Raw genomic sequence first — 20,967 nt, forward strand, 5'->3', positions numbered from 1 at the left:
CGGGATGATCTCCCGGCAGACAGAGGAGGACATCCCTTTATGCGGATGTCCTCCTTTATTGATTCCAGCTTTATGGCGGTTCAGCCCGCTTCTTATTCAGAGCAGCCGCTCAACCTGTTCCTTAGTAAGCGGTCTATAGAAATAATACCCTTGTATCCAATCGCAGCCGTTCGCTTGCAGAAACTCAAACTGCTCCTTCGTCTCCACGCCTTCCGCGATCACCTTGAGATTTAAACTTCCCGCCATAGCCAGAATCGCTTTGACGATAGCGGCCTGACTCGAACTGTTGAATATTCCGCCTATAAAGGACTGTGCAATTTTCAGAGAGTCCACCTGGAACCGGTGCAAATAGCTCAGCGATGAATATCCGGTACCAAAATCATCCATGGAAATCTGCACGCCGATCTCCTTGAGAGCGGTCAGCATGGCAACAGTCCGCTCCTCCTCCTGAATGGAGATGCCCTCCGTAATTTCCAAGACCAGACATTCAGGGGAAAGCTTCGTCTCCTCCAGAATGGCGGATACCCGATGGACAAAATCAGGCTCTTGAAACTGCCGGGGCGATACATTGACAGACATCTGAAAATCGGCTTTCCCGCCGCACTGCCAGCTAACCGCCTGGCAGCAGGCGGTCCGTATCACCCACTCCCCTATGGGAACAATCAAACCGGTCTCTTCAGCCAGCGGGATAAATTCTCCGGGGGAGACCAGCTCGCCTTCCCCTGTACGCCAGCGGATCAGCGCCTCAACCCCAACCAGCTTCCCATCGCAAGAACGGATCTGCGGCTGATAATAAAGCTGGAATTCTTCCTGTTCCAGCGCATGGCGGAGCGCCAGCTCCACAGCTAATTTGCGGGTGACCGCATCCACCATTTCTTCGGAGTAGAAGGTTCTTCTGTTGCCTCCAAGCGCCTTCGCCTTGTCCAGCGCCATATCCGCTTTTTTCATCAACTCCAGCGGCGTCCGGCCATCCTTGGGATAGACGGCAACACCGATGCTTACCGCCGTCCGGATTTCCCCCTTTTCCATTTGAAACGGAATATTAAACGCGGCAATCAACTGCTTTGCGCGTTCCGACACTTCCTCCTGGGAGGCCGCATCCGTAAAAAGTATTATAAATTCATCTCCTCCCTGTCTGGCGATTGTCATACGGTCATCTTTCAATTGGACTAAACGGGCGGCGATTAACTGAATGAACTGATCCCCCACCTCATGTCCGTAACTGTCGTTAATGTATTTGAAGCGGTCCAAATCGAGAAACATCACCGAGAGCAGCCGCTTCTGCTGCCCGTTTTTCTCCAGGCTCTTAAGCCCTTTGGCTACCTGCTCCGCGAAGAAGCGCCGATTCGGAAGTCCCGACAGATCATCATGATTGGCCAGAAACTCCGCCCGCGCAAGCGTAGTTTTCAGCCGTTCCATTAACGCCCGGTTCTCCAGCAGGACCATGATCTGGCGGATTATAATCAGGAGGATGATTACTCCCCCGCCAATAATAATGCTGTCCTTCGGCTGGATCCTGATCAACTCCACTAGCAGAAGCACAGTCAGACACGCGTAAGGGAAAATAAACCGAATATAATAGCAGCGCCTTTGGTCTCTCCCAGTTTCCTGTTGTACGGCCGGCGATGGCTCCAGGGCGTAGAGGCCTGCTGATGCCATTATTAATAACGCCGCTCCCATAAATAAATCATATATCCCGCCAAACTGATACGTATCATGGATATACATAAGCAGGTAGCCGCTATTTCCCAGGGTCAGGAATACCGCACTAAGTTCCAGCAGCCTCATCGCCCGTCTTGGCAGAAGCTCCCTGTAAGCAAAAGACAGAATCAACAATATACACAAGAAAACCAGACAAGATAATTGGTACACAGCCATCAGCACAAAGCCCGCGAGGGAATCCTCCAGTTGAAATTGCTGCACGACAGCACGGAAGATCAGTTCCCAGGCCACCACCGTCAGAATGACCAGCCAGGTAAGAGAATCAAATACAAACCGCATGCCCCGATAGACATTTCTGTTCTTGCTCATGAGATAACATATGGCAAAAATAAATAAAACGCCCTGGGCAACCCACAGCAGGTCCGCCGCACCGGGAATCGGCGGGTCGATCTGCTTCACCATATAGTAGTAGCACCATATAAGCTGGGCAGCCATATAACAACAACATCCCCAGGACATGAAACGCCAGAACAACTGAACGTTTCTGATCTGCCGCCGCCTGGCAGCCGACCACAATAGAAGCCACGCTGCTCCGGCAGGAAAGACGTGTATGAACGCCAGCCATCCAGGATAATCGGCAAGCAGGAGGGTCATCAGCCCTTGAAGCATAAAAAAAACGATAAGTACGATCAACCATTTCCTTCTATTGGCGTGCAAATCCATTCTCCTATTCTCCTTTACTTGTGTATAGATCACGGGGGACGGTCGACGGAGGGTTAGGATCTAAAACAGACAAAAAAAAAGAACGATCCGCCAAGATGCAGATCATTCTCCACAACGGCGGTCTGGCAGCCATTGCGATAACGCTTTAGGCCCATGACTTTGCGTCCTTATTTTTCAATAAGTTTGCCTTTTACAATAGGATAAGTATGTAGGTTGGTCCTGGTTCAGATAGGGCTAACAGACTATCAAATAAGTATATATTACCATTATAGACGGGCATAAATACTCTGTCTATATAATATTAACTCTCCTATATAGGAGAATGGTCATCCTCTGACTTCCATTCGGGCGGCAGCAGGCGCTGATAGCGCGGCTCGAAATAACGGTCATCAATCAGCATCAGCGTACCCCTGTCCTGTTCGGAGCGGATCAGCCGTCCTCCCGCTTGCAGAACTTTGTTTATTCCCGGGAAGACATAAGCATAGGCGAAGCCGTCCTTGCCTTGCATGTCGAAATAACCTTTGATAATATCGCGCTCCAGCCCGATCTGCGGCAGTCCCACTCCCACCACCACAACGGCAGTCAAACGGTCCCCTACCAGGTCTATTCCTTCAGAGAAGATGCCGCCCATGACAGCAAAAGCAACAAGCGGCTCCGGACTTTCCGCCTCGAAGGCCTTCAGGAAAGCCTCGCGTTCCTCCTCCGCCATCCCTGCCGTCTGGATCATGGTTCTCCATTGAAATTGCGCCGTGAACAGCTCATAGATATCGTTCATATAGGCGTAGGAAGGGAAGAAAACGAGGCTGTTGCCCGGATTGCCAGCCACAAGCTTGCCGATCAGAGCGGCGATCGGTTCCCGGGTCTGACCGCGGTCCCGGTACCGGGTCGAAAGCGGCTCGATATAAACCTCCAGCTGCTCGCTTGCGAAAGGGGAAGGCACAACGACGGAATAATCGTCTTGTGGATCGCCGCCGAGCATGTCCATAAAATAACGGAGCGGTGAAAGCGTGGCGGAGAACAAAATTTGCGCCCGGTAGCCCTTCCCGGCCTGCTTGAGCAAATGGGAAGGATCCAGGCAGAACATCTTGATATGCACCTCATTACGCAGATTCTCCACGTAGGTCACATACCGCTGGTCGTACAGGGCTCCGATCCGGATAAAGCTCTGGGCTGCATAATACAGATCCAGCAGCAGCTTTGCATCGCGCCCCCCGGTTGACAACAATTCTCCCTGGGCCTGCTCCGCAAAATCCTCCAGCAGCTCAAGCAGTCCTTCAGGCCGCTGTGCCTCAACCTGTACCCCGCTGCCCTCCACCTGCTTGCGGAGCGCGATAAAATAGTCATTCACCGCTTTGGCTGCACGTTGAAGCCCGGCATTTCGTCCTTTATATTCCCGCCGGACAGCCAAAAAATCCGACTTGTTCAATTCGCCCGAATACATCTCCCGCGCCCGGTCCACCAGATTATGGGCCTCGTCGATAAGGAGAACGGTATGCTTCTTCTGCTCTTCCAACAGGCGCTTCAACTGGACCCGTGGATCGAATACATAATTATAATCGCAGATGATCGCATCTGCGGCGTAGGCGGCATCCAGCGAGAACTCAAACGGACACACCGTATGCTTGCGTGCGTAATGCTCGATCTGCTTGCGCGTCATCAGCGTTTCATTCCCGAGCATATCGAGCAGCGCTTCGTTAACGCGGTCATAATAACCGTCCGCATAAGGGCAATGCTCCCTGGAGCAGTTCATCTCCTCCTGGAAGCATACCTTGTCTTTGGCGGTCAGCGTCACGACATGCAGATGCAGCCCGCTCGCAACCAGCATGCCATAAGCTTCTTCCGCGGCGGTTCGGGTGATCGTCTTCGCGGTCAAATAGATCATCCGCTGCAGCAGGCCCTCTCCGATCGCCTTCAAGGCGGGAAACAACGTGGACATGGTCTTGCCGATACCGGTCGGCGCTTTGGCAAACAGCTTCCGTCCGTCGGCAATGCTCTGATAGACCGAAGCCGCCAGCTTCCGCTGACCTTCCCTGTAGGAGGGAAAAGGAAATAAGAGTGACTTGAGACTGGCGTTCCGCCGCCGGTCATGCCCGGTCTTCTGCCAGGCAAATGGATAGTAGCCCCGGACCAGCTCAAGCATGAACGCTTCCAGCTCCCGGAAAGTCAATTCCGCCGCAAACCGCTTCTGCTCCTCCGATGCCACCTGCACGTATGTGAGCTGTACGCGGATGCTGGCCAGCTCCCGCTCCTTCGCTACCATATACGCATAGCATTTGGCCTGCGCCCAATGCACGGGATAGGAATGCTCGCCGATTGCGGCCAGATCCCCCGCTGTCGATTTGATTTCGTCAATAGTCAAACGAGCGGCATCCGGCGCCTTTCCGGAGCCGCTGTCCCCGCCTTCCGCCAGCAGGCCGTCGCATCTTCCTTCAATGACAAAAAGGAGATCGTCATATACGATCTCCGTCTTTAGATAAACTTCCCTCAGGTCCAGCTCCCCATAATGCTTCTGGATCTTCTGATGGGCTTTTGTCCCTTCCGTCAGCGATCCCGCCGTACGAAAACCGGACTCGATGCTTCCGCTGCGAAACACATATTCAACGAGTGATCGGACCGATAAACGAATCACATCCGGCATAACACCCCTCCAAGCCGATCCAATAAGAACATTTGTTCTTTCATTCTACCATGGAGTCAGGCTCATTGCTACTTCAGGGTTCTTCCTTCTTCGCGGACGCCTCTCGCTTGCCAGTAAGAGACAAGCCTGCGGCTAGATCGCTTCGAACAGGATCGCCTCCGATGTCAAGGCACCCTCCAGACGGATGGCAAGCCCCTGTTCCATCAGAGCAAAACCGCTGACCTCGGCCGTTTGGGAGCTGTTGTCCCAGGTTACCTTATACGTTCTGGAACGGTCCAGTCCTCTTAAACGAAGCACGTATTCCCGTTCCTTCGGATTGGACAGCTGGAATACGCCTGCGATCCCTTTGTCCCTTTCTTTCGAAGCCAATTCCAGCACGCCCCAACCTTTAGGCTCGAAACCGTCGAGCTGCGGGGTATGGTGATAAATTCTGCCCGTGTTCATGAACGTCCGCACGAAGTTTTTATAAATATCCAATGTATGGCGCACGAGAGCGAATTGTTTCGGATTAGGCTCCGAGCCGAGCGGATTAAAGACGCTGATGGTCGGTCTGACGAACAGCAGCTGTCTCATCTGGAACAGAATATCGGCGCTCGTATGTCCGCTCTGGCCAGCGACGAGCCTGTCTACATACTCCGGCGGGAGCGCCATCGACATGCCATTCGTAATGGCGAACGACCTCGGGGCCACCTGCCAATCTGTCACCCAGGTGTGAGAGAAGCGTCTCACCGTCCCGATATCGGTTCTGGCTCCCCCGCTTGCACAAGTCTCGAAAATGACTTCCGGAAACCGCTTGCGAAGCCGGTCGAAGATGCTGTCGAAGTTTTCGTAATACCTCCAATAACTGTTTTCCGCATAACCTTCGCGTATATTATAGCCACCCGCTTTAATATGACCCGCATTGTAATCCAGCCTGAAGAAATCCAGTTCGTTCTCTTCGATGACGCGAGCCATCGCATCCTCGGCCCAAGCCGCGATCTCCGGTCTGGCAAAGTCGATCATGCCCCCCATACGCCCCGTGCTGTTGGTACCGTTGTAAGCGACCGAGAACCAGTCTGGATGCGCTTTGTATAACTCCGTTAATTTTCCGAGCCGCTCGATTTCCACCCATAAGCCGAACAGCATCCCTTTATTATGTACCCTCTCGCGAATTCCCTTAAGACCATCGGGATATCTCTGCGTATTTACATGCCAATCCCCCAGATGTTCCCCCATCTGATGCTCGTCGCCAGGAGGCAGGTACCAGCCCGCATCGATGAAGAAAACCTCTGCGCCCAGTTCTGCTGCGACTTCAATCTGATGATAAGTCATCGCTTCCGACATCTCGACTTCCGCTCCCAGGCCCGACTCGACCCAATTGCCCCTTCCCCGCGCCTCGGGAATCGTGAATACCGATTGCCGGAGATGATCATGCATCGCATGGATGCAATCATCGAATCCGCCGAACAGCATGCCCATATGAACCTCGGGGCTGACCACGGATTCTCCAGCCTCGACCATACGGAGCGGCGCCGGTGCTTTCGGCCCGATCTTAAAGGAAAGATGTGCGTTGGCATCGTGCCCTGGCACTGCCCCTCCCGGATCGGCATCCACCTCGAAGGAGAAGTTGTAATCGCCGGACCATGCCATCTGCCCGATAAAATGTTCTCCCGTCGCCTCGTTGCGTATCAGAAACATCGGATGCCGATGGCGTTGTCCCCGGTTCAGGCCGAAGACGGCGTTTGGAAGCGGGTGCCATTCGAATTGTCCTTCCCCTCCCCAGCGGGAATCACCCATATACCCTATAGAATAAAGAGGATCCCCTTTGGTCAAATAGGCCTCCCAGTTTTTCGTCGTCTGCAAGCCGCCGCTCCAGGTGTAAACCGAGCTAAGCGCCGAGGGACGATCGCCGGCGTTTGTCACCTCAAGCCAACGGGTGACGATAGGCGTCCCATCCAGCAGCGTATGGATGCTTACCGTAACGGGACGCAGCGAGTGCTTGAGCCGAATGACCGAATGAAGTCCCGCTGCTTCCGTGGATTTGTCTTGTCCATCCCAGAGCCAATGCGATCCCAACGACATGCCGTCCATTTCAAGTTGAAAGGCTTGCGGTTCCACGAAGCTGTCCGGCTCCATGCGGGGAACGCGGGGAAACGTAATGACTGTGCTCATATAACCGGCGCCGTTCCAGCCTACGCTCATCAGCTGCCCTCCAGCGAATATTTCTTCATAGACGGCCAGCCCCGTGCGGTAGCTGATATAGTAACCGTCGGCAGTCGGTTCGACGACCACATCGGTAAAAGCTTCATGGATTTCGTTCATCCCATAGACCTCCTGTATTTAAGCACTGAACGCTGCTAAATCACAACGCCTAACCATAAACGTAATACCTCGGCCAAGCTTTCGTAGCCGCCGCTATAGCACCAGGTCTGGGAAACGTCTTTGCGCGCGAAGAGTCCCTTCTCCTCGTTCCATTGCACCGCGGGCGCATGGTGCTCGAGCTCCCCGAACGACCCTATCTGCCCATCGTCGTTATACAGCTGGACGCAATGGCCGCCATACACGGGGTCATGCCAAGGAACGTCCAGATAGTCCGCAGACGGATAGACGCCGATTTGCCTCACAATCAAATGACAATGGCCGCTCTCGTCCCGGCGAAAATAGCCAAACCGTCCTGTCGTCTGCAAGCTCGTAAGCGAAATTTTATGTGCCTGCTTCGCATCGATACGAAAACGGACGATCCCTTCGGATACAGATAGATGCGACGGACCCGCAGGCGAGAAAAAATCGGTCGGACTCGCCGTACCGTAAGTAGCGGCATAGGCGTGGCCTCCGGCCGGGACCTGCAGAATCGTCCAGCTCGACAGGGGTGGCTCCTTGCCATTGCCCCAGCCCTCGGCATTCGTCTCTAAATCGATTGCCGATTCATAACCGACGAACTGATAACCGCCTGGCCCGCCAAGTCCGGCAAAGCGTATCGGATCCTTCACCAGCCGGCACGATTTGGCAAGCCGGAATCCGATCTGCCTTTCAGATCTGAATTGCTTCGCGACTCCCTCCTGCCACCACTCGCATTGATCCTGCACAGCGCCTCCCCTGAACTGATAGGCGCCTGGGTCGATCGGCCGCTGCACCGTATAGTCTGCCGGCGGGCCAGGATTCACAACGTGGTACTCCAGCTCCGGGCTGAGCCAGACGCGTTCGCCTCCGGCATTCCAATGGTTCTCCAATCCGAATAGCCTTCGGGATGCCCCGGTATCGGCCAATATCGGATTCGTCCATGCCGCGTTCTCAAGCTCCTCATCCGGATAGATTCCTAAAATTCTTCCCCCTCGCTCCAGTGCGACGATGACAGCTCCTTCGCCATTCCGAAGCAATCGGTAATGCCATTCGAGACGCTGCAAGCTTGCAATCAAATCATCCAGTTTCATTAGATTTCTCCTGGTTATATAGAATACTTCAATTATACAATAATCCACTATTCAGTCAACCGTTTTGTGTTTTTGTATACAATTTAGAGCATAAAAGAATACAGCCCTCCTCCGCTTCTCGAAGAACCGAACGGATGCCTATATTCTCCATCGTTAATCTGTCACATAGCAGCAGGCATAATACCTGTAATCTCGTAGAATACAACTCCTAGTGGGGCTAGAACATGTGATAGAACAAGCTTCCCGTCTTTAATCTCCACGGTCTCCTCTGTGTACATCAGGCTGGCTAATCCGCGATACTTTTCTGCATTGGCATACCATAGACGTTGGATCTTTGAATTCGCTATGCTTCGTATCGTCCACGAATCACTCGACCATCTGCCAAAATCATCGTCGGCGACCCCTTGCTCGTCAAGTAAAGCCCGCCACTCCGGCCAGAAGTTGGCATGTTCATCGTCAATTAACCACTGCTTAACCGATAGGGTACCGTCTTGCGACGCTTTTACGTTGTCAAACGTAATCGTCACCGGCTCGCCTGTCGTGGCATTCCCAGCCGGATTAAAGTTGTAAACGAGAAGGTGAGCGGTCCGGGAGTCTTCGCGATAGGCGCCGATTCCATCCACCTCATTAGCCTCATTCGCCGCTTGGGTTATCGTTTGAACCGGAATTCTGCTTGCACCTTCCATCCGGCAGCTCAAATTAGCAACATGGGTCCCCACGGGATCTACCCCGCTTGTTCCTCCCCATATACGTTCTGTATTCAAATACCAAGTGGAAAAATAATCGAGTCCGATATCATGCATATGCTTGAACAATCTCGCATCGCTCGCCGCTTGGTAACCCGAAGCTACCGTTCGTGGAAATAGCTCCTTGTCATCTTTTCCCAGCATCAACCTGCCCTCGTCTACGCCGTATTCCAGATCGGTCAAGCCGTTCACTACCGCCCGGTCGCGCAGTAATTGCAGGTTCGACTCCAGGCTGTAAGCGGACATTACCCCTGTTTGATGATCATAATAGGAGAATGTGAGGAAATCGAGCTGAGTGCCCTTCTTGCCGGTGTAGTAATTCGTGCCGTGCGCCACATGGTCAATAAATTCCCTTTCATCCCAGTACCCTTCCCCATTCGTCATGCTGTGGGCGCCAATGTACAGATGCTCCGCGCCGACGACTTCCTCCAATGCGGCAACCGTGTAATCGTACAATTTGAAGTACGCTTCCTTCGTCGTTTGGGGATCCCCGGCGTCGAACCAATCGATGTTTTCGTATTCGACCAATGCCCTCCAAGTCCACGTACGAACTTCTTCCAGGCCGAAGCGGCCGGCCATGTATTGCGCAAGCGCCTTGATGTAGTCGTAGTAAACGCTGTAATCATCCGGCGGTCGCACATTCACGCCGAATGCCCGGATAAGCGGATCAGAGCTGTATTTAAGCGGAACGTTGCCCGTAGCGATATGCGGGATCAATCCCTGCCGTATAATATTTTGCACGGCATCTCCCAGGCGGGTAAAGTTGTAATCGGTTAAATGTCCGCGGTCGCCCGGATTCAAGAACAGATCCCGCAATTCCGTGCCTCCCGTCGAAGTCATGAGCTGAATGCGTTTGACGAACGGGTAGTTCGTTCTAATATAGTCCTCCGGTTGATCCCCGGCCGTCGTCAACCAATCCATTCCTAATTCCCACTGGTTCAAATCCGTAAATTTATTTTCCAGCGTCCGGCCCGGTTCGGACAGGTTCACCTTCAAGCAAACGGCTGTTTGGAAATCGACATTCAGCGTTTCTGCCGGCATTTCTGATAATACATCCCTTGGCATTTCCTTCTGCAAAGCCATGTTCTGTTCCGGCGTAACCATCGTCCTTTCCTCCTCCTGATTCAGCAAGCTGCCTGGGAACATCGCGGCAGTGACGAGAAAGAGCGCCGTGATGCCTGGCCCTACTCTTGTATTTCCGTGCGTAAAAGCAGTTTATTTTTCTGAATTTTCACTCTATTTAGGGCATTGGAGGCATGAGAAAAGAGACCACCTTAGACGTTCGGCATATAACTTTACGTGTGCCAAGGAGGACTCTGTATCACAGTCACAGGCCATTAAAGGCGGGGCAATGCCGCCTTTAATACTGACTTTTCTCGATGCGCTCGATAATGATGTTCATAGCGTTCATAATGTGATGATCGAGCATTTGAATGGACTCCTCATTCTTCTGAATGATCATGTCCGCCAGCTCCCTGTGATCGTCGCAAAACTCCGCAAACGTCGGTCTCGTCATATTGGTGATTTCCAGAATCGCCTGAACGGTATTGGCCATCGTATTCCATGCTACCGTCATCGGGTTATTGTCCGCCATCAGAATCAGGCTTCTATGGAAGGAAATATCCAAATACGCCGTATCGTAGCTGGTAATCTCTTCTCCCTTAGCCTTGTAGGACTCAAGCAATTCCATGGCGTCGAACAGAGGCCTGTACCGGAAAGTAGGACTCTTGAATGTGCTTAGCAGTGCGGTCCGCTCCAGCAGAAGACGCAGCTCGAAAATGTCCCTCACGTCTTTTGCCGAGCACCCGATGACCTCCGTGCCGCCGTTCGTCAAGTTCATAACAAGCCCTTCCAGCGCGAGCATCTGGAGCGAAGTCCGAACCGGAGCGCGGCTAATCCCCATCTGTTCGGCAAGCTTCGCTTCTATCAATCGCGTACCGGGCTTATATTTACCAAGAATAATGTCCTTGCGCAATTGAGTAACGACTTCCTTGGTATGATGCGAACGCGATAGCGAGTCCGTGTAATTGCTCATTAGAATAAGCTTCCTTTATTTGTTTTTTTCGACGGGATCTTGCTCATCGATTGCATTTAGCATAGCAACTGCATATGTATCCTGTCAACATTAGGGATATTTTGAATATCAACTCTACAGTTCAAGTACAATCAGCAAATTACCCCTCGATACTAGCAATCCCTTCGAAAATAAAGGAAAGGTTAACTTGCCCGCAATCAGCAGGTTAACCTTCTTTCCTGGAGCTTTTCTGTCAAAGTCCATCGTATAGCACGCATTATAAGCTTTATTTATAATACTCGTCGACCTTCTGCTGCATGATCTTCGTCAGATTATCCAGGAACGTTTGCGGATCCTCGCTGGATGTTCCGTTGAGAACAGCCACGAAATCCGCTTCGAACGTTTCAGGTAAATCTACCGGCGTTTGCGGCGGGTATTTCTTGACTTTGCTTAAAATATCCAGAGCCAGTGCAAGATACGGATCCGATTGCGCCTTTTCCTGGAGGAACGGAAGGTCTTTCTTTGCCGGCATAACGCCGAGAATATCGTTGGAGATTTTTGCCGCGTTTTCGGTCGTTGTAAGCCATTTAATAAATTGGAATGCGGCATCTTTATTTTTGGAAGTCGATACGAGCGAGAACCCATATCCGCCTACCCATAGTCCTTCTTCCGGCATCGGGGTCAAGATAACGTCCATCTCTTCCCTCATCTTCTTCGTCGAGTAGAACGATACGGCCATCTTGTTTGCATCGAACAAATCCGTATTCTCAGGCAATGTCCCTTTCAGTTCATTAATCCGTTCAGGATTGATATTTTCTTGATAGAAGTCCGCCAACCACTCGACAGCCTCAACGATCTTCGGATTATTGTAGCCTACCTTGCGCGTCTTCGGATCGTAAATATCTTCGGCTGTCGCGCCATTGATCAGCGACCACGTCAACATTGCGGTACCACCGCCCCACAGGCTTGATGGATCGAAGGTCGTCATTTCCTGCTTGCCGTCCTTCACGACCCAGAACTGCTTCAGATAATTGCCCAGGTCCTCTAAACTATTCAGTTCCGGTACGTCTGTAACTCCGTATTGATCCAGAATTTTGCGGTTTGAATGAAGTCCGAAATTCGGATCGATGTTCCAGGGCAATCCGTACAATTTATCTCCTACGTAGTATTTGTTGAAGGATGGCGCGTAGAACTGATCAACATTCACTTCCGGATATTGTTCTAAGTACGGCGTTAAATCCTCCAGCAAGTTATCTTTCATAAAATTGGGTTGTGGGCTGTAAGTCATGACCACGTCCGGGCTGTCACTGGCCGCAACCATCGATTGCAACGCCGCCGTGCCTCCAGCGGTTACATATTCCAGCTTTACGTTAGGGTACTGTTCCATGAATGCGATACCCAATGCATCGAACATCGCTTTATTCGGCTGAGCATCTCCCCATTCGCGCAATACCTTTACCGTTCCGGAGAAAGACTTGTTGTCCGTGTTGTCCGCTTCCGGAGTTGTGTTCGGCTTGCCGGAATTCGAATTCGCTGGGCTTGGCGTGTTCTGACCCGCCTCGGGCGCATTGCCTGCTCCGTTGTTGTTACCGGATGAACATCCGGCAAGGAAGATGACGATACTAAGAACCATTAACGATAAAGGCTTGTACAATTTCGTCTTCATTCTTTTTAATCCCCTTCGCTCGTTTTTTAATAACGCTCTCATAATATATCCCAATTTTTTTAATGTCAACAATTTTTATTATTTGTATACTATTTTTATTTTTTTATAAATTTACAATATTTTGTATACATAAAATCACTGCTTATTTTACTCCTTTATTCGACAAGACTCGATTTTTCCACCCCCTGCATAAACCACTTCTGAACCACGAGATATAACAGGATCGGCGGCAGAATAACATAGAAGCTGCCTGCCATCTTCATGGATTCGTTATTGTCGTAGCCACCCGTCGCATACATCATCTCCAACGATTTCCACATGCTGTCCAGAGCGAGCGAAAGCGGCATATATTCGCCCCTTAGGAATAAACCGGTCAAATAAGTTTCATTCCAATGCCATACGAATGAGAAAATGAACACAATGATGATCGCCGGCTTCGCCAATGGGAGCATAAGCTTGTAAAAAATCCGGAAAGGACCCGCACCGTCGATATTAGCCGCTTCTTCATAAGCCTTGGGGATGGTCTGAAAAAACTGTCTGAAGATGATGACGAACAGCGCTCCCCGTATCCCGTGCCCAAATAAAGCGGGGCCGATTATGGCAATTGGCGAGCCGAGTAATCCAAGCTTGCTGAATAATATATAGAGCGGCAGCGTGAGCGTCGTCGGAGGAACCAGAAAACAAACGATGAGAATGCCAAACAACAGGTTCCGCCCGGGAAAGTTGAATCGGGCAAAACCGTAGCCGGCAACGGAGCAGGATATGACATGAAAAATCGCCCCAAACCCCGCGATAATCAAGCTGTTTATTAACGTCTCCGAGAAACGCATTCCGTACATGGCTTTCTCAAGAAACGAGAAATCGATCGTTCGCGGAATCCACCTGACCGTAGGGTCAAGAAGATCGGCCGTGCTCTTCACCATTGTCGAAAACATATAGAAGAGCGGATTTAAATACAGAAATACAATGTTCAAAAGCACGAAATAAATCAATAAGATTCTGAGCATGCCCAGCCGTTCGCTGTTTCCCAGCAGGGCATTCTTCACCGTTCTGATCACTTTAGGCATCCTGTCATCCCCTTCCTCTGGCCCCGCCAAGTCTTCTAAAGATGAAAAGAAAACCCATAATGATCATGAACACGACAAGAAAGTAGATCAACCCTATCGCGCTGATAAAGCCGAAGCCTCCCGTATTCATATTTGCAATCAAATAGTTCATAATGCCGTTAAATGGAAAGGTCGACATATCGACGATTGAAAAAATGATACTCAACAGGATGAACGGCTTCAGTCCGGGCAGCGTAATCTTCCAAAAAGTCATCCACATGGTCGATCCGTCGATGCGCGCTGCCTCGTAGACATGGGCGCCTATCGTTTGAAAGCCTACGAGAAACAGCAGGACTTGAACGCCTGAATACCAGAGAATAATAACGATCATATTCAATACGTTGAGAAGAGGATCGGCCAACACCTTCGGAAAATTCGCAAGAATAAAACCCGAAACATCGTATTGCTCCAGTACTTCCAGACCGCCCGCTCCCTGGAAAAAAAGTTGATTCAATACTTTTCCCGTCGAGAAGATGACCGGAAGGAAGAAAAAAGCCCGAAATACCGATCTTCCCGGAAACTTGATATTCAGCAGCGTCGCAACAAACAGAGCGAACATCACAATGAGCGGTATCGCAATAAGGGTCCGAACGAGCTCCTCTACCAGCAGGATCGGGAACTGATTATCCTTCAGAAAGGCATTGGTCAAATTTTCGAATCCGACCCATTTCATTTGAAGGCCCAAATTCGTGACTCTAACCTCATTAAAGCTCATGTAGATGGTAAACAGCAGCGGATAGGCAACGAACACGCCAAGACCGATCAGCCAGGGGGCGATAAAGAGATAACCGGAAAGGGCCTCTCTGCCGTTGATCGATATTCGATGTGCACGTCTCTTAAAGATCCAACGCATTATGACCGCCCCTCCTTCTCTACGACCGAATAGTTCTCAGGCTCAACGCTAACGCTATCCGCCACGTAAGGCTTCTTCGTATAATTGACGATAACCTTCGTTCCATTTTCGTAAGTCGTTTCAAACACGTCTTTGGCTAATTCGCGGTGGTTCACGATCATTTGATTGCTCAACCTGCCAAGGGACTTCTCACGCTCCGTATACTGGGCCGCAACTTGCTCCTTCCATTCCTTGAACTGACTGCTGTATATCCAGCGGCTCAGCGTATCCTTCAAGACGATCGGGTCCTCGAAAGTAAGCAAGTAAGACGGCAGTGCGCCGTACTCGATCGACTTTAAATAACTGATCCTGGGCTCGTCCTGCATATTCTGCGGGATGCCCGAATAGGACACGAGTCCATGAAGGGCGATCAGGTAAAAGGGAACCGTCTTCGCAGTCAGCATATCGTAGCTCGTATCAAATGGAATGCTGCCAATATGATCCGCGTAAGGCAGCACATAGGCGTTGCCATGCTTGACTCTCGCTTCGCCCAATTGCTCGGCTGTTTCTCTTAGCATGTCGCCAAAGATCGCCCCTGTCCGTTTGCGCGAAGTCAGATGCGACGGAGTTTCGTCGGAAAATACTGCTTCCCCGAGTCCGGTGTGATAAAGTCCGTCAATGCCTAGCAAGCGAAAGTCCCCAAAGCTTTCGAACAACATTTCCCTCGATAAATCCGGGTGGATCCAGTACTTCTGAAGCCCCGGCAATTCGACCGAGATCACCTTGCCGTTCAAGTCTCGGACCGCGTCATATTTCGGCTCGAATCCGTCATTAGCGCCGAAGGCGACATTGAAATTATCGCTTAAATACAGCTTCCCTCCGGACTCATGAACACGACCCGCAAGTCTGGACAAGCCTTCGGTACCGCCAAGCGCCTTGCTGGGGGGAAACCGGCCCGGCGTGTTTTGGAGATAGCCGTTTTTCTCCCAGCCCATTAACGTAACGTCAAGACTTTCGACGCCCGATTCCTTGAGAGACTGAACGATTTGTCCCGCCTGTTCGAACGTCGTCGCCGCAACAAGCTCTCTACCCAGCAAGGCCGGCTTCTGATCGCCCCCCATCAAATAAAGATCAAGCGGGTAAGCTGCGTCCTCTCTGCGCGCAAGCCCGTTCTTGTCCATTAAATATTGCCGGTAGGCTTTGGCCATACCCACATAATCCGCGTCTTCGCCGCTCAGGAAATAATATAGAATACGGCGGTCTTCCTTCATCATATTTTCCTGAAAAACATGGAACCCCTCGCCGAAGAGGTTGGTCCGTTTAAAATATCCTTGCCTGTAGACAAATTGAGCCGCAACCCAATTAAACGATGTATACATGCCGCCTGGCGTAGCCGAAATCCGGGACGTATACTCTCCTTCGTCGATGATGCTTACGAAGGCTTGATTGCCGCTTACTATGCCGAATACGGGATAAAGCGAATCGGCCGGGATTTCTTGATTGTAACGGCTGACCTTTTCCTTCTCGTAATCGATAGCCGAGATATCGCTCCCGTACATCTTGGAAGTGTATTGGGACGAATATTTGGTCGTCGGATCAAACGGGATCAGCGCGCCGACGCCATCCGGTACGAACATATACCCGGTGTTCGTCAATCCTTGCATGGCACCAAAGAGAGGCATGACGGAGATGCTGACTACTTTTGCACTTCCTGTTTCGCTGATCCGGTCATAAGGGACCTCAACTTCAAGATGATCGTCCGCCAGTTTTACCAAATAAGAAAATCGGATTTGGACCTTGCTCAAGTCAAATACGATTTCCACGCCGTCCTTCATTTGATGGAAGGATACACTCGTTTCCAAATCCTTCGCATTGGCCGTAATGACCTCCGTACTGATTCCATTCAGATCGATATAATCGATCATGAAAGGAGATTCCAACGAATTTCTCCAGAAGCCTTTGACCGTCTCCGACCGAAGCGCTTCTTCGGATGGATTGCTGAACCAGTCATGCCCGCCGAGATGATCGGTCAGCCGCAGTTGGCCGGCGGCGTTGACGGCAAGAGAAATCCGTTCATTCTTGGCAACCGGCGTATACGCCGAACCGACCTTCAATGGCATCCCCGCAGTAGGCGTAGTCTGAACGGCCGAAGTCTCCGCCACCGGGGTGATGTTGTTATCCGTTTTATTCGCGTTAAGCAGCATGGCTGCGATGAGAACCACCATGCAGAAGGTGACGAATGCAACAACGGTCCACCATTTCCTGTTTAATCTAGACACGGAATTTCAGCTCCTCGAAAATCTGCGAAATAAAGTCAAACAGCTGGACATTCATTCCAAAGAAGATAAAAATCAGTATCCAGAGGGCGAGAGCGAACAACACGGTCAAAATGATGTTGCGGATGGCCTCTCCCAGATCGAAATTATGCGTTTCCTTGATGCATACGACAAACAAAAATCCTGTCCAGCCCAGCACCGCTATTTTCATAAATTGGTAAATGGCCGCTTCCCCGAGTGTAAATCCATTGGATATGATTTCGATGGGTACAGTAAACAGAATATAGGGCAGCATCGCATAGCTGCTTCCGACGACGATGTCGACAAATCGGCCCTGACCCCGGAATATGGAGCTGACCAGGTAATTGGAGATGACCCACGTTGCGAATGGAACGGCCAACGTTAGCAGCGTAACGGCCAGATCGACATGATTCGTTTCCCTCGGATTAAAGATAAAGCTGCTAATCATTTTAGAAGCAATCATAACCACATAGAGTAAGACAAGAAGGAGGATGGCCGTTATTAGGGTGCCTTTTCGTTTAGATCTGAGTTCCGCGAAGCCATCAACCGGATGCTTTAGTATCCGGAGCAGCTGCAGGATTTGTGAGATCCCATTCGCGGACTTGTGAGCCTTGAACCAGTATCCGATACGTTTAGCGAAAAGCCGCCTGCATACAAGGTAAAGGACGATGATGAAAGCAATCGCAATCACGATAGGCTTGAAGTAGGTTTGCATGAAATTTAAACGGATATGCCAATAGGCCTGGGAATATTCGTTCACCGAGCTTGCAAAGCGGAAGTATTTCTTGGCTTCTTCCCATTCGCCTTTGCTGTAATAGGATTTACCGATTCCCTGGTGAGCGCTGTAGTACTTCGTATTCAGATGCAAGACCTCTCTCCAGAGCTGCTCGCTTTCCAGGTATTTTCCGTCTAACGTCAAATTAACGGCATGGAGCACATGAGCTGCGAATTCAGTCGGACGATAAACAAAAATCGCATTCGCGGTGTTATCCACGACGTATATCTTCTGATTCGAATCCACATCGATCGCAACAGGCGCGTTCAATAACCCGAGCTTATGGTAGCCTTCGTCTTTGCGGCCGAAAGCAAAGAGGATATTGCCATCCGCATCGTATTGATAGATCACTCCTGCCTGACCGTCAACGGCTGTAATAATGCCGTTACGGTCGACGGCCAAGTCCGTAAAGAACCTCTCCTGGCCTGAAATTAATTGCCGCTCGCCATACACTTTGTTTCCTAACAAATCGGTACCGGTATAATTGAGTTTCTTCAACTGGCGGGTATCTACCCGCACGCTGCTTGTATAGATCAAGCCTTGTTCATCCAACGTCACGTTGCTGATTGTTCCAGGAAGCTTGTTCCCCTCCAAAGAAAGCTGCGCCTTGGTGAACAGCTTGCGTTTTAACATATCCATCAAATTGAAATTCACCTGGTTCATCCCAAAAAATCCGCGGAATTCACCAGTCCCGCTATCCATCAGCATGAGCCCTTGATAACCGCTCAGCAAAGTGAGATACATGACCCCGCGTTTATCCACGACAAGCTTCATCGGCTCAAATCTGAAACCCTCCGGCAAATAGCTGCTATCGGGCTTCTTGTATTCGCGGACGAACGTCCCGTCGCCGTTGAACAAGGCAATCCGCTTATTTCCCGTATCCGCAACATAGACCTGCCCATCGTCGGTTACGAACACGCCTTCGGGCTTTTTCAATTTTCCCGGCCCATCTTCATCGCCATATATTTGCGTCAGCTGATATTGATTGTCCAGACGGACAACCCGATTACCTTTGCTTTCCACAACATATAAATTGTCTTGGTCGTCAATCATCACGTCCTCGGGGCTGTTGAACTTCAGCTCCCCTGACTCAAGACCGATCATTCGTTCGGGAATATAAGCCGCTTGCACAAGAAATTGCTTGCCCTGGGAATCAAACGAGTAGGTTTCGTAGGGCGGGGCCGCCAGCGCTTGACCCGCCGGCATCAAAGCCAGCCAGCAAATCAAAGATAAACATGCCCATTTGACGCTTCGAGACAAATGAATCCCCCCCTTTCTTTAGCGCATTTATTTAATTCCGGAATGCATCATCGTATCGATGACCTTCCGCTGCAGCAGAAGGAAGAATACGAGATTCGGGATAAACATCAGCAGCGTTGCCGCAGCCGCAACGCCCTGCCTGGCCACAGAGTTGCCAAGTCCGCTCGTCAGCGTCAGCACATAGAACGGCAGCGTCTTCATCGTTTCGTCTTCAATAAAGAATGTTGACGTTTCCAGGTTGGACCATGCGCCCTGAAACGATAGAATAGCAACCGTAGCAACAGCGGGAAGACTAAGGGGAACAATTACGTTCGTTAACAGCCTGAGCTCGTTTGCCCCTTCGAGACGGGCCGCTTCCAGCATCTCATTGGGAATCTGATCGATAAATTGCTTCATTAGGAACACGCCTACTGGCATGGCTACGAGCGGCAATACATGCGCCCAATAGGTATCGATTAATCCTAAATTGCTAATGACGAAATACCGGGGAATCTGGACGGTTTCCGGCGCGAACATGAGCGAGATGACAATCGTTGAGAACAACAGGTTTTTGCCCGGGAACTTTCCCTTGGATAAAGCAAATGCGCACAGGATGCTGAATAAGGACGCGACAAGAACCGTCAAAGACGTACTGATGATGTTGTTGAACAAATAACGCGTTACCGGCACGGCAGACGACTTCGTCGCAAGGATCAAATCGCTGAAGTTTTTAAGCGTCGGATGATCCACCATAAACGTCGGCGGATATTTGAACAGCTCGCTGGCCGGTTTAAACGCATGATTGAACAAATAGATGATCGGCAGCATCATGAAAATGGACAGCAGCGTAAGGAACAAAATCAAAAAGACTTGAAATCCTGTCATATTCTTAAGCTTTCTCCACAATGGGAAGCGCAGCAGCCGCTTAGTCATCCTTTTGCCTCCCCTTCAGAGCCAAACAATCTCCAGCACAATCGGCTTGTCGCGTAGATGATAATTAACAAAACGACAGAGATCGAGGAGGCGTATCCCATTTCATAACGAATGAAGCCATAGTCATCGATATGGTTTATCAATAAGTGCCCCGCATATTGCGGAGTCGGATTCGCTCCCGTCAGCTCCACGCTGATTGAGCCGGCCCGCAATGTTCCTACTACGGCCATAACCGCGCCGAACAGCATCTGCGGTTTCATCGAAGGAATCGTAATGTACCAAATTTCTTGAATTCTTGATTTGATGCCGTCAATTTTCCCCGCTTCATAGAGCGTCTTGTCAACGCTCTGAATGCCCGCAAGCATGGCCAGGAACCCAACGCCCATACTTGCCCACAGGCTGACGATAATCATGATGTTCATTAAATACTTCGGATCCGTCACCCAAAGCTGCGGTTTTTGAATGATGCCCAGCTCCAGCAGGAAGCTGTTCATGTACCCTAAGCGGTCTCCGCTGAATATGACGATCCATACGACAGCCATCGCAACCCCTGCGGTCAACGAAGGTGCATACATCGCAAGCGTATACCAGACTCTCGTCTTTGCAGGCAGCTGCGTGATCAGCCAGGCCAGACCGAAGGCCAGCAAATAACCGATCGGTCCGACAATAATCGCAAACTTGAACGTATTCGGGATGGCATGCATCCAGAAGATCAAATCTTGTGTCAATAAATTAATGAAATTTCTAAACCCGATAAATGCAGGAGGCTCAATCGCATTGAAAGAGGTAAAGGAAAGAACGATTGCAGCAATGGTCGGCAAAAGGATGAACAACAGAAACACGATGCAAAATGGAGCAACGAATGCATACATTAACCAACTGGACCTGATTTCTTGAAAGAGCCGGCCCATTCTCACCCTCATCGC

Annotated in this window: 13 protein-coding genes and 1 riboswitch; all 13 genes read right to left on the bottom strand. The window is 50.7% G+C overall.

Translation table 11 applies throughout. From position 1 onward, the window contains the following. Positions 1-96: 96 nt before the first annotated feature. The 13 genes from IEY46_RS29600 to IEY46_RS29660 all read right to left on the bottom strand — a co-directional run bounded on the left by IEY46_RS29600 (position 97) and on the right by IEY46_RS29660 (position 20,964). Complete coding sequence (locus IEY46_RS29600) at positions 97-2,385, bottom strand: putative bifunctional diguanylate cyclase/phosphodiesterase (protein WP_188997916.1); 2,289 nt, start codon at positions 2,383-2,385, stop codon at positions 97-99. A 113-nt stretch (positions 2,386-2,498) separates the two neighbouring features. Beyond that, a riboswitch (cyclic di-GMP riboswitch) is annotated at positions 2,499-2,583 on the bottom strand. 112 nt (positions 2,584-2,695) lie between these two features. Next, positions 2,696-5,023: an ATP-dependent DNA helicase gene (locus IEY46_RS29605; RefSeq protein ID WP_188997918.1), complete on the bottom strand. Its 2,328-nt coding sequence runs from the start codon at positions 5,021-5,023 to the stop codon at positions 2,696-2,698. 132 nt (positions 5,024-5,155) lie between these two features. After that, on the bottom strand, positions 5,156-7,324 hold the full coding sequence (locus IEY46_RS29610) for an alpha-galactosidase (RefSeq protein WP_188997920.1): 2,169 nt from the start codon (positions 7,322-7,324) through the stop codon (positions 5,156-5,158). Positions 7,325-7,359: 35 nt separating this feature from the next. Next, complete coding sequence (locus IEY46_RS29615; protein ID WP_188997922.1) at positions 7,360-8,433, bottom strand: DUF6786 family protein; 1,074 nt, start codon at positions 8,431-8,433, stop codon at positions 7,360-7,362. A gap of 161 nt (positions 8,434-8,594) precedes the next feature. Next, a complete protein-coding gene (locus tag IEY46_RS29620; protein WP_188997923.1) occupies positions 8,595-10,283 on the bottom strand; it encodes a GH39 family glycosyl hydrolase in 1,689 nt (562 codons plus the stop codon). A 256-nt stretch (positions 10,284-10,539) separates the two neighbouring features. Continuing rightward, on the bottom strand, positions 10,540-11,214 hold the full coding sequence (locus tag IEY46_RS29625; protein WP_188997925.1) for a GntR family transcriptional regulator: 675 nt from the start codon (positions 11,212-11,214) through the stop codon (positions 10,540-10,542). A gap of 265 nt (positions 11,215-11,479) precedes the next feature. After that, positions 11,480-12,859 (bottom strand): extracellular solute-binding protein, encoded by a 1,380-nt coding sequence (locus tag IEY46_RS29630; RefSeq protein ID WP_188997927.1) that lies wholly within the window; start codon positions 12,857-12,859, stop codon positions 11,480-11,482. Between the two features lie 155 nt (positions 12,860-13,014). Then, the gene (locus IEY46_RS29635) at positions 13,015-13,926 is read right to left on the bottom strand and encodes a carbohydrate ABC transporter permease (RefSeq protein WP_188997928.1); all 912 of its coding nucleotides are present in this window, start codon (positions 13,924-13,926) and stop codon (positions 13,015-13,017) included. A 4-nt stretch (positions 13,927-13,930) separates the two neighbouring features. Continuing rightward, entirely contained in the window at positions 13,931-14,818 is an 888-nt protein-coding gene (locus IEY46_RS29640) for a carbohydrate ABC transporter permease (RefSeq protein WP_188997930.1), read from the bottom strand. Then, a complete protein-coding gene (locus tag IEY46_RS29645; protein WP_188997933.1) occupies positions 14,818-17,076 on the bottom strand; it encodes a DUF5696 domain-containing protein in 2,259 nt (752 codons plus the stop codon). The genes IEY46_RS29640 and IEY46_RS29645 overlap by 1 nt, the downstream gene beginning before the upstream one ends. After that, positions 17,069-19,129, bottom strand: coding sequence for a YIP1 family protein (locus IEY46_RS29650; RefSeq protein ID WP_188997936.1), 2,061 nt, complete (start codon positions 19,127-19,129; stop codon positions 17,069-17,071). The genes IEY46_RS29645 and IEY46_RS29650 overlap by 8 nt, the downstream gene beginning before the upstream one ends. 27 nt (positions 19,130-19,156) lie before the next feature. Further along, positions 19,157-20,041 (bottom strand): carbohydrate ABC transporter permease, encoded by an 885-nt coding sequence (locus IEY46_RS29655; protein ID WP_188997939.1) that lies wholly within the window; start codon positions 20,039-20,041, stop codon positions 19,157-19,159. Beyond that, a complete protein-coding gene (locus IEY46_RS29660; protein ID WP_229750638.1) occupies positions 20,038-20,964 on the bottom strand; it encodes a carbohydrate ABC transporter permease in 927 nt (308 codons plus the stop codon). Before IEY46_RS29660 ends, IEY46_RS29655 begins: the two co-directional genes overlap by 4 nt. Between the last annotated feature and the right edge of the window lie 3 nt (positions 20,965-20,967).

It is taken from the genome of Paenibacillus nasutitermitis (genome assembly GCF_014641075.1).
GTDB classification, from domain to species: Bacteria; Bacillota; Bacilli; order Paenibacillales; family Paenibacillaceae; genus Paenibacillus_Z; species Paenibacillus_Z nasutitermitis.